Here is a 16550-nt window from a genome sequence, read left to right on the forward strand (position 1 = left end):
TAGTACGTCCATTAATAAAAGAAATGAGGCGAAGGTGTGAATACACTAAAGAAACGTTGTTCTTTATTATTCATTTTGTTCATCCTTTTAATGCCTTTTATGACATCAGCGGCAAGTGCCAACTCGGTAGTTGACGGCATTAACACAATAGAATCAACCGAAGTGACGATTACAACTAGTTTGGAAGATCGTGTAACGACGAAAGCGGATAAACTTACGTTTGATCTATGGGCAAAAGACAGTGACGGTAATAAGATCGAAGCTTCACATGTAAAAGTAACGAATAACGGTAACCCGGTAGCGGTTAATTGGGATGATTCGGAAAAGACGAGCTATACATTACAGCTCGAGGTCGGGGAAAACAAAGTTGAAATTGTTGTTGATTATAATGGGAAAACGTATTCCGCACAATATACGTTAATTCGTGAAGAAGCGGAAGATGGCGATGTAATTGGCAGTTTCACGTTCAGTTTAGAGGCGTTCACCATCGGTCTCGGTTATGTCATTGAACCTGTACAAGTGGATATTACGAAAGGAAGACGGGCATCACACGAATTAGACGCTTTAATAAAAAAGTACGGGTACGATTACGACCATACAGGAACACTTGAGAATAGTTTCTATCTTTCCTATTTGTTGGATGGAACTAACAATATTTATAAGTCACCTCCTGCCATTCCCCAGGTTTTGAAAGAGGCATTGAATGGTCACTATGACGAGGAAAACTATCATGATGGGGCATTGGGAGAATTTAATTTTAATAGTTTATCGGGTTGGATGTATTCAGTAAATAACATCTTTCCCAATGTCGGCTTCGCTGATTATTATCTGAGTGACGGCGATGTGATGCGTGTGCAATATACAATCGCTTTGGGTAGGGATATTGGAGGCGGTTGGGATTACAACTTTTTTGAGTTGGTCAATAAAGATGCACTAACGAAAAAGATAGCGGAAATTAATAGCAGTAGTGAGAAAGAAGAATATTTATCTGTAAAAGAATTGAAAGAGGCCTATGATCATGCGTTAAATGTTCTTCAAACAGTCGATGCCACTCAAGCAAATATAGATGAGGCTCTTCGTCAAATAGAATTGGCGGAAGAAGAACTGACTGCTCAGAAAGCCGCCTAACAAGCAGCAACATATCGTTGTAAAAGCTTATATTTTCCGGCTTTTACAACGATTCATTTCAAGCCGTTCCTTTTCTTGTAGTGACCGAAGGAGGACAATACTCTTGACTGCTTCGATGAGTACAGGAATGAAACAATGGTAGTAAAAGGCAGGCGTATTTTTATGGGAAAAATAATGAATAAACTGAAAAGGGCTTTTCCAAAGCGACAAACAATGTTTAAAGTGTTAACCGCATTTCTCATTGTAAGTTTTTTCATGACGTATGTCGGTTACGCTCTAAGTCATCAAAAGACCGTGCTTCCTGATAATCCTCTTAAAGATACGTCAGACAACAGTTCGCGTGTTCCTTTAGTAAGCGACCATAAACATTTAGTCCATGCGGAAGAGACAAGAGACAGTCAAAGTGAACGAGAGAATAAAGAAAATATAGACCGCAAAGAAAACGAGGAAGAAAAAAACGATCAGCAAGAGTTCCAACACGCTAAAAAAGAAAAGCAGAGTAAAGAGGGACAAGCAAATCAACAACATGGCCATAACAGTGACGGATACACAAAAGGTGAGAATGCTGAAGGCCAGGGAACTGGTGAAGATACTGGACATTCGGGTGAAGGCGATCAAGTGGACAACGATTCCCCGCATATTGAAATCAAAGATCCTGATCATGTAACCGATGGAAATGGCTTAAAAGACAACGACTATTTTACAACGACCATTGTGAATGGCGAAGTTGTAACAGATGAAGAATATTCGTTTCGCATTAAGCAAAAAGAACATGACTACATCGTGAAACAGACAGAGGTCTTTGTGAATGAGCAATTAGAAGAAAAGTTCAAAGGCTCGGTTACTTTGGCCGAAGGTCAAAATACAATCACCGTGAAAGTAACGTATGAAGATAAAGACGGCAAGATCTTTTCTGTCTCTAAAACATATACCGTTATTTTAAAAGTAAAAGAAATCATCATTTATTCTGATCTGGAAGATAAAGCTGAAGTCAATAAACAAGAACTATCATTTAAAGCGAGAGCTGAAGTCGATGGTGAAGAGATACTGCTAACGGTCCTTGTAAATGATGGCCCATTGAAAGAAGCAAGCACGCATCAATACGAAGCGGTTTTACATGCCGGGGAGAATCACATTGTTATTTCCGCAGAACATGAAGGAAAAAAAGCGGAAAAAGCATATAGCGTTATATATCAGCAACCAGAAACGGAATCAGAATTAACCATAGACACTAATTTAGAGGATCAAGAGGTCACTCACGCCGCATTTTCCTTTTTTGCGGTTGCTAAAGATGGAGACGAAAAAGCGGATTTATCTGTGACACTCAATGATGAATCGATTGAGGATGATGGAAAAGGAAACTATTCCGTAACGCTGTCAGAAGGCACAAACTTCTTCACACTAACAGCCAAAAGTGGTGAAAAAACACTTACCCAAGACTATACCGTTACTTACGCAATACCTCAAAGCGGTGAAGCAGAAGAGGAAGATGGCGATGAAGCGGAAAATATTCTGAAGATCATCGTACCGGATCTTGAAGACGGGCAAACGTTAAGAAACCCGAGACAAACCTTCCATGTCAAGGTGGTCGATGATAATGGCAAGCAGCTGCAAAGTAATCATATAGCGATTACCGTTACAAACAATGGGAAAAGGGTTCCTTATAATCATAGTAATGGGACACTAGTTAGTTATTCTCTCAATGTGCAAAATGGACCTAACCATATTGAAATAACAGCCATAGACCAAAAAAGCGGGAGTATCGGGACATACGAACTGACGGTATATGGGGAAATTGCCAACGAAGACGAAAAGATTGGGTCGATAACGTTTAGTCTTGAAGCGTCTACGATCGGACTGGGCTATATCATTCCGCCACAAGAAGTTGATCTTTATCCAAACGAACCCGGATCTAGGACGATTGACCGGGTGTTTAAAGAATATGGCATTGAGTATGACTATACCGGAAAACATGAAAACTCATTCTACTTAGAAGCCATTTATAAACCGGGTTTAGTGACGAATCCGGTCATTCCTGCAGACTTAGCTGAGCTCGTTGAACGAGATTTTGAATTAAATGATTACTATTCAGACTTCTTAGGTGAGTTTGATTTTTCGAGTGGGGCGGGGTGGATGTATAGTGTGAACGGCCATTACCCGAACGTCGGTTTTGCCGATTATTATTTTAAAGATGGTCAAGTCGTTCGAATTCGCTTTACGCTGGCATTGGGCGCTGATATTGGCGGAGGAAGTCCGGGAACGAATTATCATAAGGAATGGTAAAGTAGGATTTCGATAGTGAGGATGTAAGCATGCAGAATAATTATGTATCACGAATTGTGACAGTGTTCATCATATCGGTCGTTACTGTCGTCACGATGGCCGCTTCGGCAGATGCGGAAACTCCGCCCGTGGAACCGGAAGCTCTATTAGAAGATATAGAGAGGGTTATCAATTGGAAAAAGGGCAGTATCGGCTTGAGCGCGGGAGATCCATTACTGAACAATCCATTTTTGGAAAATGCCGGGGATACCACGGGAGACTGGTATCCGATCGGCATTGGCAGAATTGGCTATCCTGACGATTATGAAGCCTATTTGGCGGTCATTGGCGATACGGTTACACAACGTTATCAACAAAAAAATAAGTTGAGTGATTCAAAAGCGACGGAATGGCATCGGATCTCATTAGCGATTTTAGCGATGGGCGGCGACCCGACACAAATCGGAAAAGATGAGAAGGGACAGCCGATCAACCTCATTGCAGATGGTACGTATGATCGCGGCAAGACGAAATCGCTCGGCAAGCAAGGGATAAACGGTTGGATTTGGGGATTGATCACGCTTGACAGTATGCGTTATAAAGTGCCAAAGGATGCGTCTGCTGATCGAAATGATATGATACAAGCAATTTTACGCATGCAATTGCCTGATGGCGGCTTTTCCTTACATGGCCCCCAAACCGATCCGGATATGACGGCAATGGCTTTGCAAGCATTGGCGCCTTACTATAATAGCGAACAAGTGTATACGTATGAACAAAAGGCGGCAGAAGAAAAAGTAACAAAAACAGTGCGTCAAGCGGTTGATGAAGCGATTGAGACGTTGTCCACATTGCAATTGGATGATGGGGGCTATGCGAGCCAGGAAGCGGAAAATGTAGAAAGCATTGCGCAAGTGGTCGTCGCCTTAACAGCACTCGGGATAGACCCACTACAAGATGAAAGATTTATAAAAAATGGCAATACGTTACTTGATGGATTGAAGAAATATCAAATGAATGATGGCGGGTTTATTCATTCAGAGACATATGATCCCGAAAACCCGTCGTCTTTGCCGAATGAATCGAATCCGATGGCAAGTGAACAAGCGTTATATGCTCTTGTCGCACTATATCGCTACTATGGCGACTATCGAACACTTTATGATTTTCGCAGTGAAATGGATGCCCCTTTAAAAAAACAAATACATTCGCTTCAACATGCGATTGAGAATTTGCCAGAGCCCGTGTCAAATAAAGATCGTGAAAAAGTGAAGGAGATTTTTTCGTCCTATTTGAAGATTCCGATCGCTGAAAGGTCTTACGTATTTAATTACGCCAAACTGGCGGATGCGATGAATTCTTTACAGATAGAAAATACGTCAGAACGGATTGCTGAAAACATCGGCGAAACAAAAAGTGGAAATGGTACGATTACGCCTTTATTTAATCAAAACGCAGAAGTCTTTTCACCTGCTATTTTTACAAAAGAAGATGAAGATCAGGCCAAAAAATTACCGCAAAAGTTGACTACAGAACATTACGTAGAGGTCGTTAAACTGCTTGAGAAATTAGAAGCGGCAGAAAATCGCAACGAATATGAGCATCTTTTAGATGATTTACATGACAAGAAAGCGGCCATAGAAAAAATCAAGGCCGAAATCGAAGCCTTAAACAAGGATATTTTGGATAAGTTGTATCCTTTTCATCAGCTTTCGATCAAAGATAAGGATCATGTCGAGGATATTGTTGCCCGTTATGAACAATTGAGTACCTATGACAAACAGAAAATATTAAGTTATGAAGATGTTGAAAAGTCAAAAACACAAATCGATAATCTCATTCGCGCGCGCATGATCTCTATCGCCATTGGTATCATCCTTGTTGTAGCGACAATGGTATTCATATGGAGACGAAGAAAAAGGAAGCTGGAAAAGTTAAAACAGAAAATGCTTGTCACCGACGAGAATATGTAGCGAGGGGGAGTGACGTTGCGAAAAGATCTGTTACTGCTCGCTTTTATCGCTCTCCTCGTGGCAGTCTTAATCTCCGGGACAAAGATTCAATCTGTCGATGAGTATTACTTAACGCATATTGATGACATAAGAGAAGACTCAGAAACGGTTACGATCAGTATCCGGGCTGATACGATTTTACAGAACTGGGATAAATTATCTCCTGAACTAAGATCTGAAAAATATGTTCCGAAAGACGGTGTCATTTTAAAAGAAACAGAATATGTGCTGCGGCCAGGGGATACAGTTTTTGATATTTTGCACCGGACAGTTCGCCATAATCGCATCCATATGGAGTTTCAAGGTGCGGATGAAAATGCGTTTGGAAGTGTTTATATCAAAGGGATTCATCATCTCTATGAATTTTCCTGCGGTCCTTTAAGTGGTTGGATGTACGCGGTAAATGGGACATTTCCCGATTATGGTGTGAGTAAATATGTGTTGGAAGATGGAGATGTGATCGAGTTTCACTATACGTGTGATCTGGGGAGAGATGTAGGCCATGAATTTAAACGAAACATGAACGAAAACGAGGTGAAAGTAAAATGAAGAGCTTTTCCTCGTTTCATCCAGCCGTTTTATTTTTTTATTACGTGTTCGTTCTATTTATTACGATGTTTACGTTAAATCCCGTCGTTTTAGCTTGTTCTCTGATCGGGAGTTTGCTTTTTTTCGCGATGATGACACCATTGAAAACCTTTTGTAAGGATATCGGCTTTTATTTGCTCGTGTTTTTATTAATTGCGATAACCAATCCACTATTTAGCCATAATGGTGAAACGATTCTCTTTTTTATGAATGATAATCCTGTGACTTTTGAAGCGATCATCTATGGCGTGGCGATTGCAACAATGCTAGTGGCCATTATTTTTTGGAGCAAATCGTATAGTGAGCTTGTGACGGCCGATAAATTTCTTTATTTGTTTGGAAAAGCGGTTCCGAAATTGGCTTTAGTTGTTTCTATGGCTTTACGATTTATTCCGCTATTTAAATGGCAAATAAAAAAAGTGCACCAGGCGCAAAAAACACTGGGCTTATATACGAGTGAAAGTGTAACGGATAAAATGTTGAGCGGTATGCGCGTTTTCAATAGTATGTTGACTTGGTCTTTGGAAAATGCGATCCACCAGGCAGATGCGATGAAGGCAAGGGGGTATGGACTGAAAGGACGGACGAATTTTTCGTTGTTTAAAGTGGAGGCAAGGGATCGCTGGATGTTTGGCATTCTGGTATTACTGCTCATTTTGATCGTGATCGGCTTTCACAAAGGAGATTTTGCGTTTCATTATTATCCGTTCATATCTCCATTCGCCATCACTTCAGCAAACCTGATCCATTATATCAGTATTTTTTTACTCATGTTTTTTCCTTGTATTATGGAAGCGAAGGAGAATATCCAGTGGAGATTATTAAGGTCGAAAATGTCGGTTTCACCTATCCGCAGCAAAAGGAAAGTGTGATTCAAAATATACATTTTAATGTTCGACAAGGAGAATTTATTGTTCTGTTTGGTGAATCCGGCTCAGGCAAAACGACACTATTACGATTGCTAAAAAGGGAGCTGTCTCCTCATGGAAAACGGCAAGGGGATATTTATTACAAAGGGGTCAACATTGACGAATTGGACGAACGAACGGCGGCAAGTGATATCGGCTTTGTGATGCAAAATCCGGAACACCAAATCGTAACCGATAAAGTATGGCACGAATTGGCGTTTGGTTTGGAAAACATCGGTGTTCCTACATCTATCATTCGCCGCCGAGTCGGAGAAATGGCGAATTTTTTCGGCATTCACGGCTGGTTTCGAAAAAAAACAACGGAATTATCGGGTGGGCAAAAGCAGTTGTTAAACTTGGCTTCGATTATGGTGATGCAACCGCAAGTGCTGATTTTGGATGAGCCGACATCTCAGTTAGATCCCATTGCGGCATCAGAATTTATTGGCACATTACAAAAAATAAATCGAGATTTAGGTGTAACCATTTTGTTGGCAGAGCATCGCTTGGAAGAAGTCTTGCCGATCGCCGATCAAGTCATTGTATTGGAAAAAGGCAATCTCATCCTCAATGAACGCCCGGAATCGGTCGGGCAGCAATTAAAGAAAATCGACGCAACTCATAACATGTTGCAAGCTTTACCGAGCGCTGTCCGCATTTTTTATGGGGTAGGTGGGGAAGGGCAAAGTCCTTTGACGGTTCGTGAAGGCAGAGCTTTTTTACAGCATTTTCACAACGATATTGTCCGAGTAGATTGTGAAAACAGGGATCATGATAGCGAAGTAGAAACTGTCTTGCAGCTGAAAAATATTTGGTTTCGCTATGAAAGACATTTACCGGATGTATTAGCCGGAGTCTCTCTTGAAGTAAAAAAAGGAGAGATTGTTAGCATTCTTGGAGGAAACGGCTCGGGAAAAACAACGTTACTAAGCGTCATAGCCGGTCAAAATAGAGCATATCGCGGGGATGTTTTCATTCAGGGGAAAAATATAAAAAAATATAAAGGAAAGGAGCTGTATAAGCATCTTTTAGCGTTATTGCCCCAAGACCCGCAGACGGTTTTTTTGAAAGCGACTGTGAGCGAAGATTATCAGGAAATCGGCAAAGTAATGGATTATACAAAAGAATTGGTTGAAAAATATACAAACGAAGTTGCCGAAATGCTCTCGATTACGCATGTATTAGACAAGCATCCTTATGACTTAAGCGGCGGGGAGCAACAAAAAGTAGCACTCGGAAAAATACTTTTATTAAAACCGAAGATTATTTTATTAGATGAGCCGACAAAAGGAATTGATGCCTTTTCCAAGCTTGTTTTACGCGATATTTTACTGGATTTAAAAAAGCAGGGAGTGACGATGATTGTTGTCACACACGATGTTGAATTCGCCGCGTTAATTTCCGATCGCTGCGGTTTGTTTTTTGACCAGGAAATTGTGTCGATCGACAAGCCGGGACCCTTTTTTTCCAATAATCATTTTTATACGACGGCGGCGAATCGGATATCGCGGCATCGTTATGAGAATGCGATCACTTGTGAAGATGTGATTGAAATATGCCGGTTAAATGGTGTGAGAAAAGAGTATGCACATGTATAAAAAACAAACAACCTATTTGATGATCTTATTTCTCATTCCTCTTTTGATCGCGTTAGGTGTTATTCCTTTTCGTGATCGGAGTTATATGGTTATTTCTATTTTCATTGCCATTTTATCATTTGTCCCGATTTTTTTTACCTTTGAGCGCGGGAAAACGAATACGAGAAAAATGGTCATGTTAGCTGTCATGATTGCGATGTCGGTAGTGGGACGGTTTATTTTCGCGGCCCTTCCGGGGTTTAAGCCTGTTACTGCGATTGTTGTGATTACGGCGATGTTTTTTGGCGCGGAGGCGGGTTTTTTAGTCGGGGCTTTATCTGCTCTTCTTTCCAATTTTTACTTCGGACAAGGACCGTGGACACCTTTTCAGATGTTTTCATGGGGAATGATTGGTTTTATCGCAGGATTGCCATATATAAGTGAGCAGTTGAAAAGTCGGCGATTGCTTCTTATTTTATATGGGATCTTTGCGGGTATTGTCTTTTCTTTACTGATGGATATATGGACTGTGATGGCGTTGGATGGTACGTTTCATTTTTCTCGCTACGTGGCAACCGTGGCGCTTTCATTGCCTTTTATGGCGGTTTATGCGGTGTCCAATGTGATCTTTTTATTGTTGACGATTAAGCCAATCGGTGAAAAATTAGAAAGAATAAGAGTGAAATATGGCATGTAACCGTATTTGACTTAAAAAACGAGGGAGAATTTAGTGATGAACCATAAATCTCAAGAAGTGATCGATGAAATAAAGAAAGTGATGAAAGGGAAGGATGACGTTATCAAAAAAGCCTTTATGGCCATTTTAGCACAAGGCCATATTTTGCTTGAAGATATTCCAGGGGTAGGAAAAACAACACTTGCCCTCGCTTTTAGCAAGGTGATGGGGTTAGATTTTAATCGCATTCAATTTACACCCGATGTGGTTGCTTCAGATGTCACCGGCTTTACGATGTATGAGAAAGAGCAGGGGACATTTATTTTTCGACATGGGGCTGTTATGTGCAATTTGCTTTTGGCGGATGAAATAAACCGGACATCCAGTCGTACGCAGGCGGCCTTGTTGGAAGTAATGGAAGAAAAAAAAGTAACTGTTGATGGAAAGACATATCCTTTACCAGTACCTTTTCATGTCATTGCAACTCAAAATCCAGTCGGCTCGTATGGAACACAATTACTGCCTCAATCTCAATTGGATCGTTTCATGATAAAAATGAGCATCGGCTATCCAGATTTTCAAAGTCAGGTAGAAATTTTAAAAGATCGCCAGATTGAACAGCCGCTTGATCTCGTACGCGAAGTGATTTCCAGGGAAGAGCTCATTGAGATGCAGCAAGAAGTGAGCCGGATTCATGTATCAGACGCCATTTTAGAATATATTACGCACTTAACAGAGGCGACAAGAGAGCACCCGTTGATTGTCCAAGGGATAAGCCCGCGGGGAGCGTTGGCCATAAGTAAAATTGCGAAGGCAAATGCTTTTGTCACAGGTAGGGATTATGTGATTCCTGAAGATGTGATTGATCTGTTTATTGATACTTGTAATCATCGAATTATTTTAGACCAAAAGTCGAAAATCACCTATGAACGTTCACATCATGTATTAGAAGAAATTTTAGCAGAAATAAAAACGCCGGATATTCAAGGGATGGCCATGAATTAATATATGAATCCGGTCATGCGGCGAGGCACGCTCAATGGAAAGAACGGCAATAAGCGCATGAATGAACATGAACAGCCGCGGAGCATGTTGGTCGAGGGGGAAAAGGATGCTGCAATCAAGAATACAAATGGTTCTCTTGCTTTTATTTGTTCTTTTATTCTATGTATTTTCTGATTCTTATTTTGCGCTATTTTTACTCGTTGCTTCAATTGTGATCGTCCTTTTTTTAGGAATGAGCATTCTCATGATAAAAAATAGATTGGTGATCTCCATTGAAACAGTTGGAACTGTTCATAAACATGAAGAAGGTGCTATCTATTTGCGAGCAAAAAACCATTCCTTTTTGCCCATTGCAAAAGTAAAATGCACTTTATCGGTTCGCAATCTTTTGACCGGTGAAAACGAAAACCGGAAACAGCATGTATTTTTCGCGATCAATGCGAAGGCGCGGGAACGGATCGATTTAGAAATGGTTAGTGCTTATAGCGGTTGCATAGAACTGAGGATCGAACAAGTCACTTGTTACGATTTTATGGGTGTGTTTTCAACAAGAAGCGAGCCGAAGTCGATGGCCCGGCTGTTTGTTTTGCCAAACACTTTTTTGGCGGCGATCGATCTAAGTGAAGCGAATGTAGAACATCGAGATGGCGTCATGTCGGCCGCTGTAAAAAAAGGGAGCGATTCCAGTGAAATATTCGGCATAAAGGAGTATGTTCCCGGTGACAATGTGAAACAAATTCATTGGAAATTAACCAGTAAGTTCGATGATGTGATTGTAAAGGAACTAAGCGAAACGGTCGATCATTCGTTTCTCATTTTACTGGAAACTTCGATTTCTCCGGGGCGTAAAAGAGAAGCGCCCGCAGTAACAGATGCGATGATGGAAGCTTTTGTTTCGATTTCAAACTCATTGTTGCAATATGAACATGTGATTTCAATCGGTTGGTTTGATCATGAATCGAATCACTTATGTATAGAGGAAGTCTATTCTGTTGATCATTTCATTGGTTTATACAGCAGATTCCTACAGATACAAATGTTGGAAAGTGAACAATCTGTCATGAGGCATTATTTGAATATGGGAGAAGAGATATGTTCTCATATCGTCTATATCACTTCGGAACAGGCTGGTGGATTCGCCGAAGATTGGCCGAGTGAATTAGAAATAACGGTATTAAAGTGCGTAGAATCTTTACCGGATGATAGAGAACGGCTGACAGCGGAAGGAACGATCTTTACGCCAAACAATGTAGAAGAGGAATTACGCCAGCTTAGTATATAAGGGGTATGTAGCAATGAATGATCATTTGCAAGCGGTGGGCAGCCACATTCACATTTTGAACAGAAAAGCGGAAAGCGGCCAGGGAGCAACTCACTGGCGGTTTATGGGGAATGTGTTGATTTCGGGCTTATTATATACAGCACTTGTATTAAATATATTATCAATGTTTCGTCTGGAAGATGTGTCCTTTTTAGCCGTCATTCCCGGCTTCTTCCTGATTGCCTTTTTGAATAACGTTTTTGGGCGATCTACATTACGCTTCGCATTGCTTGCGTCTTTCCTGTTTCTGCTGATCATATTTTTGGTCATACAACATAAGCTGATGATCGCCGGCTTGTTGTTAATCAATAACCAAATAGCGGAAACGATAGGAATTCATACCGGATTTATGATGAAGCAGTATGCGATTTCGATTGACGCGGATCAATATCGGCTGGCCGCCAGTTCTTTTTGGAATTATGTTTCGGTCATGCTCGCATTCGGATGTCATGTCATCGTTCGATATCGTAAAGCTCTTTTGATGTGGATCGTTATTTTGCCCCTCTTTGTTTTTCAAATATATACGGGAATGACGCCCAGTATTTATCATCATGTTCTTTTGTTTTTTAGCGCATTATTCGTTGTCAACGACTCGTTTATACATCGAACAGACCGGGGGCCCTTATTCGGAAATCGTAAAAATGGCGTCGTTCTTTCCGTTTCATTGATTGTGCTTGTGTTATGTAGCAGTACTTTTCTTATATTGAATATGATTGAACCGATTTCGGGTTATTCAAAAAATGAAACAATTGCTGATTTACAATATGCATTAACGAATAAAGTGGCTGAATTTCGTTATGAAAAAGAGAAAACGAACACTTTTACTCAAGGAGACTTCAGAAACCTTGGCGAGCTTAAACTGTTGGATGTTCCTGCTCTTGAAGTCATTATGGATCAGCCGACATCGCTTTATTTAAGAGGCTATGTGGGTTCTGTTTATACTAAGGAACGCTGGACGGACTTGGATCAGCGTGTTTATTATGATTCACATGGATTATTTTATTGGCTGAACAAATCGCATTTTCATGCGCTTAATCAGTTAAATACTGTGTCCGATATGACAACTGTCGCTTCAAAAAAAAATCAAAATATCCAAATTACTATTCATAATGTAAATGCCAATAGCAAATATCTTTATGTGCCCTATGAACTGGCAACGAGAAAAGATCAGTTTGACAAAGTAAAAACGTTCGCTGATAGTAAGGTGATGTCTACCGCGTTTTTCGGTGAACGCTTTTATAAGTATCAATCTAAAGTTAATTTAGTAACAAAATATCCTGCGTTGGCAAGTCAATTGTATGAGGCAAAAAATCATGTGGCAGTGGATGAGTATTTAAAGAATGAAAGCCATTATAATGCGTTTGTTTATGAAAACTATACATCCATTCCGCGCGAAACAAGATTGTTGCTTCAGAACCATCTCGGGATGATCAAAGAGGAACAAGAGACTCGGCGATCATATGAGCAAGCGATTGAAGAAGTAAGAAGTTATTTAAGAAAGAATTTGACATACAACATGAATGTGGAGCCCGTTCAGAAAGACAAAGATTTTCTCATGCATTTTTTAGAAGATACAAAGGAAGGATATGCCACGCATTTTGCGACAGCGGCGACGGTCATGTTCCGCTACTTAGGTATTCCTTCACGATATGTGGAAGGTTACTTGATTACACCAAAGGACGTCAAAGGAACTTCACCATTTGAAAAAATGACGATAAATGGCACGAATGCCCATGCTTGGACAGAAATTTATATTGATGAAATTGGCTGGATTCCGATCGAGGTCACTCCGCCTTACTATCATATGATGGAGAAAACAGATCTATCCAATTATCCAACGGGAGCTGCGGCACCCGATCATCATCAGTCAGTGGCTCCATCTTCCAGTAACGCACCTTCCGGAAAACAAGAAGTGATAGATCGAGAACACAAAAAGACGAAAAAACAAAAACCGAAAGAAAAAATGTCTTTATTGGAAAAATGGACAATCGCCATCATCATTGTGATAGGGCTGCTCCTTGCAGGTTATATGTTATATTTAATGAAAAAAAGAAGAGACGTCCGAAAAAGAAAGGAAAGTTTTGAAGGGACAAATTATAAGGAACTCATTCCCAACCTATTTGCATATATCATGCTCTTGTTACATTATGACGGGATTCCCAAAAAGGGGGGCTCAACGTTTTCTTATGTGGAGGCCTTGGAAAAGAAGTATTCGAAAGAATATATACAACAGTTTGAACAAGTAGTGAAAATCAATCAAAAATCTATTTATAGTCATCATGAAATCACGGAAGAACAATATATCCAGGTGAAACATTTTATGAATCAAACCTTGTCTGATCTGGTGAAATCGAAAAATATGTTGCAGCGTGTAAAGATGAAATTCTATGACTTTATTTATTAATGAAAAAAACATTTATGGGGGATAGGCAAGGGTGTTCAATGCTTTGGATGCTATGCATGCGGAAGAACAGATGTCGGCCCCGCCATGGTTGAGCGGCCGATTTTGAAGGCTCGGTGTATAGGCTTCCTTGCAGAATTGGATGAAACCGGGATTTTCAATAGCGATATGATCGAAAAGAGATGAATGGAGACAGTACGAACTAACACCTTTTTGAGGAAAACGTGGGAAAATACGGCTTAGCCATCAAATAAGATGGCTGTTTTTTTTTGAATTTTATTCGCGCGTTCCATTGACGAATGTGGTATCTGAATAGTATAATCCAAACGCCAATAACCGTATTGGAGAACGTTTATGTTTGATCCCCGTTTTTAAAATCGTAGGTTAAAAGGTTGAACTGGCAATGGAATGATGTCGTGCGGAACAAGGGAACAGCAAAAGAACGATTATCGAAGCAACATGTGTTTTAGGCAATTGTAGGAGTGAAAGTTTTACAATGAAAGCAATGGCGGACTGCTTGATTGTTCCCAAAGCAGAGTTCAGAGCAAATGAACGGTTGGCTTCAGAGAGAATAAACAAAATGAACCACTTTGAATGGCTTACGACCCAACAGCTTCTGAAGCTTGGGATGGAAAGTGGAGAATTACGCTCACTGCCATTATTTTTATGCCCAGTCAATGAACTCACTAGAAGAAAATGTAGCAATGATGGTGGATGTGCCATCATTAACGACAAGGAGGAAGAATATGTCTTGGTTTTATTTGGCAGTCGCAATCTTATTTGAAATAGCAGGAACCGTCTCGATGAAGTTGTCCGAAGGGTTTACCAAAGTGACTCCTTCCATCTCCATGATTGTCTTTTACATACTTGCTTTTGCCAGTCTTACTTTTTCCTTGAAAACCATTCCGGTAAGTGTTGCCTACGCGATTTGGTCAGGGGTGGGCACGGCAGCTATTGCCATTATCGGATATCTTGTTTTCAAGGAGACATTAACGGTGACAAAGGGTTTTGCTATTTTATTCATTATCGTCGGGGTCGTCTTGCTCAATGTCAATTCGGAATCAAGCGATTCAAGCAAGACTCAAATGAATGCGGAAAAATATAAAATGGAAGTGTAAGGTGAAAGTCATTCAAACAGTGTCGCAGGTAATGGTAATGACACGCGAAATAGGAGAAAATGATCAGGGAAGCTTTACATTCTTTCAGGAAAGGGGAGGGGCGACTCCCCAGGCTGATTTTTACGGTTGATCACTAAATGCAATAATGAGTTCCAATTGGCAAACTAATTCCCCATCAACGGCAGCAATTCCTTTTCTCTTGCCAATAGAACCTTTTACTCGCATAATTTCAACTTCGAGCCGGAGCTGATCTCCTGGTTTTACCTGCTTTTTAAAACGGCATTTATCTATTCCTGCCAATAACCCAATGTTTCCCTTGTTTTCATCTTTAGATAGCATGACAATTGCACTTACTTGAGCCAATGCTTCTACAACTAATACACCCGGCATGACTGGATGATCAGGGAAATGACCATTAAAAAAGTGTTCATTTATGCTTACATTTTTGATTCCAATTGCTCTTTTTCCTTCTTCCAGCTCTATAACCTTATCAACCAATAGAAATGGATGGCGATGTCTAATTATATCCTTCACTTTTTGGGTGTCCAACATGATCAGCACCCCACTTCATAATCAGTCCTGCATGTGTAAGACCTCCGCCAAATCCATAAACTAACAGGGTATCCCCGGTTTTCAATTTGCCCTCATTGATCCCAATTTGTAATGCCAATGGGATAGAAACCGAAGATGTATTTCCCATATATTCAACGCTTGTCAATGTTTGATCCAAGGATAAGCCCGATCTTTCACATATAGATTCGACCATTCTCAAGTTGGCACTGTGGGGAACAAACCAGTCGATGTCATCCATTTGCATCCCTGCTTGTTTCAGCAACTCGTTTATACCCGATGGAAGTGTACGTGAAGCCCACTTATATATTTCTCTTCCATTTTGGACAATTTTCCCAATTTTACTGAGGCCATTTCCATGCATTTGCTTGGATAAGTTTGTTCGATATAAATGTATCCCGCCTGCTCCATGGGTCCCCATATGGCTTGCGATGAAACTTGGCAGTTCCTCATCTTTTTCCACTAAAACTGCTGCTGCGCCGTCTCCAAATAAGACGCATGTCGTCCTGTCTGTATAGTCCGTGATCTTGGATAAGGTTTCTGAAGCGACGAATAAGACTTTACGATGAAGGCCGGATGTAATGAGCCCATTGGCCACATGCAATCCGTACGTAAATCCGGCGCAAGCCGCATTCAGATCCATTGCGCCTGCTTGCTGAATGCGAAAATGCTCTTGAATTTGGCTAGCTACACTTGGAAATGTAAAGTCAGGTGTTGTGGTTGATACGAGGATACAATCCACATCAGAAAGATCTTTGTTGTATTGTTGAATTAAATGTTCTATCGCTTTGAATGCCAATGTGGATGTAAATTCGTTTTCATTGGCAATCCTTCTTTCCTTCATGCCTGTTCTTTGTACAATCCACTCATCGCTCGTATCTACCATTTGTTCTAAATCATCATTTGTCAGTATTTTTTCTGGCACATAAGTTCCTAATGCGGTTATTCTTGCTTTGGATGGGATGTTATTCATATAATCGCTCC

General features: G+C 40.6%; 14 protein-coding genes. 12 read left to right on the plus strand and 2 right to left on the minus strand.

Going from position 1 to position 16550, the window contains the following annotated elements; all coding sequences use genetic code 11:
* Positions 1 to 36: 36 nt before the first annotated feature.
* The 12 genes from MHB50_RS06215 to MHB50_RS06270 all read left to right on the plus strand — a co-directional run bounded on the left by MHB50_RS06215 (position 37) and on the right by MHB50_RS06270 (position 14996).
* The gene (locus MHB50_RS06215) at positions 37 to 1128 is read left to right on the plus strand and encodes a DUF4430 domain-containing protein (protein ID WP_340085043.1); all 1092 of its coding nucleotides are present in this window, start codon (positions 37 to 39) and stop codon (positions 1126 to 1128) included.
* 162 nt (positions 1129 to 1290) lie between these two features.
* Positions 1291 to 3411: a DUF4430 domain-containing protein gene (locus MHB50_RS06220; protein WP_340085044.1), complete on the plus strand. Its 2121-nt coding sequence runs from the start codon at positions 1291 to 1293 to the stop codon at positions 3409 to 3411.
* Positions 3412 to 3440: 29 nt separating this feature from the next.
* Positions 3441 to 5363, plus strand: coding sequence for a prenyltransferase/squalene oxidase repeat-containing protein (locus tag MHB50_RS06225; RefSeq protein WP_205179834.1), 1923 nt, complete (start codon positions 3441 to 3443; stop codon positions 5361 to 5363).
* Between the two features lie 15 nt (positions 5364 to 5378).
* Positions 5379 to 5951 (plus strand): DUF4430 domain-containing protein, encoded by a 573-nt coding sequence (locus MHB50_RS06230; RefSeq protein WP_205179833.1) that lies wholly within the window; start codon positions 5379 to 5381, stop codon positions 5949 to 5951.
* Positions 5948 to 6862 (plus strand): energy-coupling factor transporter transmembrane component T, encoded by a 915-nt coding sequence (locus MHB50_RS06235; RefSeq protein WP_340085045.1) that lies wholly within the window; start codon positions 5948 to 5950, stop codon positions 6860 to 6862. The genes MHB50_RS06230 and MHB50_RS06235 overlap by 4 nt, the downstream gene beginning before the upstream one ends.
* The gene (locus tag MHB50_RS06240) at positions 6802 to 8496 is read left to right on the plus strand and encodes an ABC transporter ATP-binding protein (RefSeq protein ID WP_205179830.1); all 1695 of its coding nucleotides are present in this window, start codon (positions 6802 to 6804) and stop codon (positions 8494 to 8496) included. Before MHB50_RS06235 ends, MHB50_RS06240 begins: the two co-directional genes overlap by 61 nt.
* Positions 8489 to 9172 (plus strand): ECF transporter S component, encoded by a 684-nt coding sequence (locus MHB50_RS06245; protein WP_205179826.1) that lies wholly within the window; start codon positions 8489 to 8491, stop codon positions 9170 to 9172. The genes MHB50_RS06240 and MHB50_RS06245 overlap by 8 nt, the downstream gene beginning before the upstream one ends.
* A 36-nt stretch (positions 9173 to 9208) precedes the next feature.
* Complete coding sequence (locus tag MHB50_RS06250) at positions 9209 to 10156, plus strand: MoxR family ATPase (RefSeq protein ID WP_205179825.1); 948 nt, start codon at positions 9209 to 9211, stop codon at positions 10154 to 10156.
* 106 nt (positions 10157 to 10262) lie between these two features.
* On the plus strand, positions 10263 to 11438 hold the full coding sequence (locus tag MHB50_RS06255; RefSeq protein ID WP_205179824.1) for a DUF58 domain-containing protein: 1176 nt from the start codon (positions 10263 to 10265) through the stop codon (positions 11436 to 11438).
* 13 nt (positions 11439 to 11451) lie between these two features.
* Positions 11452 to 13881, plus strand: a complete 2430-nt coding sequence (locus MHB50_RS06260) for a transglutaminase-like domain-containing protein (protein WP_340085046.1) — start codon at positions 11452 to 11454, stop codon at positions 13879 to 13881.
* Positions 13882 to 14374: 493 nt separating this feature from the next.
* Positions 14375 to 14662, plus strand: coding sequence for a hypothetical protein (locus MHB50_RS06265; protein WP_205179821.1), 288 nt, complete (start codon positions 14375 to 14377; stop codon positions 14660 to 14662).
* Positions 14625 to 14996: a multidrug efflux SMR transporter gene (locus MHB50_RS06270; protein WP_205179819.1), complete on the plus strand. Its 372-nt coding sequence runs from the start codon at positions 14625 to 14627 to the stop codon at positions 14994 to 14996. Before MHB50_RS06265 ends, MHB50_RS06270 begins: the two co-directional genes overlap by 38 nt.
* A 120-nt stretch (positions 14997 to 15116) precedes the next feature.
* Here MHB50_RS06270 and fabZ read toward each other — a convergent pair whose 3' ends face one another.
* Positions 15117 to 15548 (minus strand): 3-hydroxyacyl-ACP dehydratase FabZ, encoded by a 432-nt coding sequence (gene fabZ / locus MHB50_RS06275; protein WP_205179817.1) that lies wholly within the window; start codon positions 15546 to 15548, stop codon positions 15117 to 15119.
* Positions 15514 to 16530, minus strand: a complete 1017-nt coding sequence (locus tag MHB50_RS06280) for a ketoacyl-ACP synthase III (protein WP_328799806.1) — start codon at positions 16528 to 16530, stop codon at positions 15514 to 15516. Before MHB50_RS06280 ends, fabZ begins: the two co-directional genes overlap by 35 nt.
* Positions 16531 to 16550 lie beyond the last annotated feature (20 nt).

Source organism: Siminovitchia sp. FSL H7-0308, from assembly GCF_037980985.1.
Taxonomy (GTDB): Bacteria; Bacillota; Bacilli; order Bacillales; family Bacillaceae_C; genus Siminovitchia; species Siminovitchia thermophila.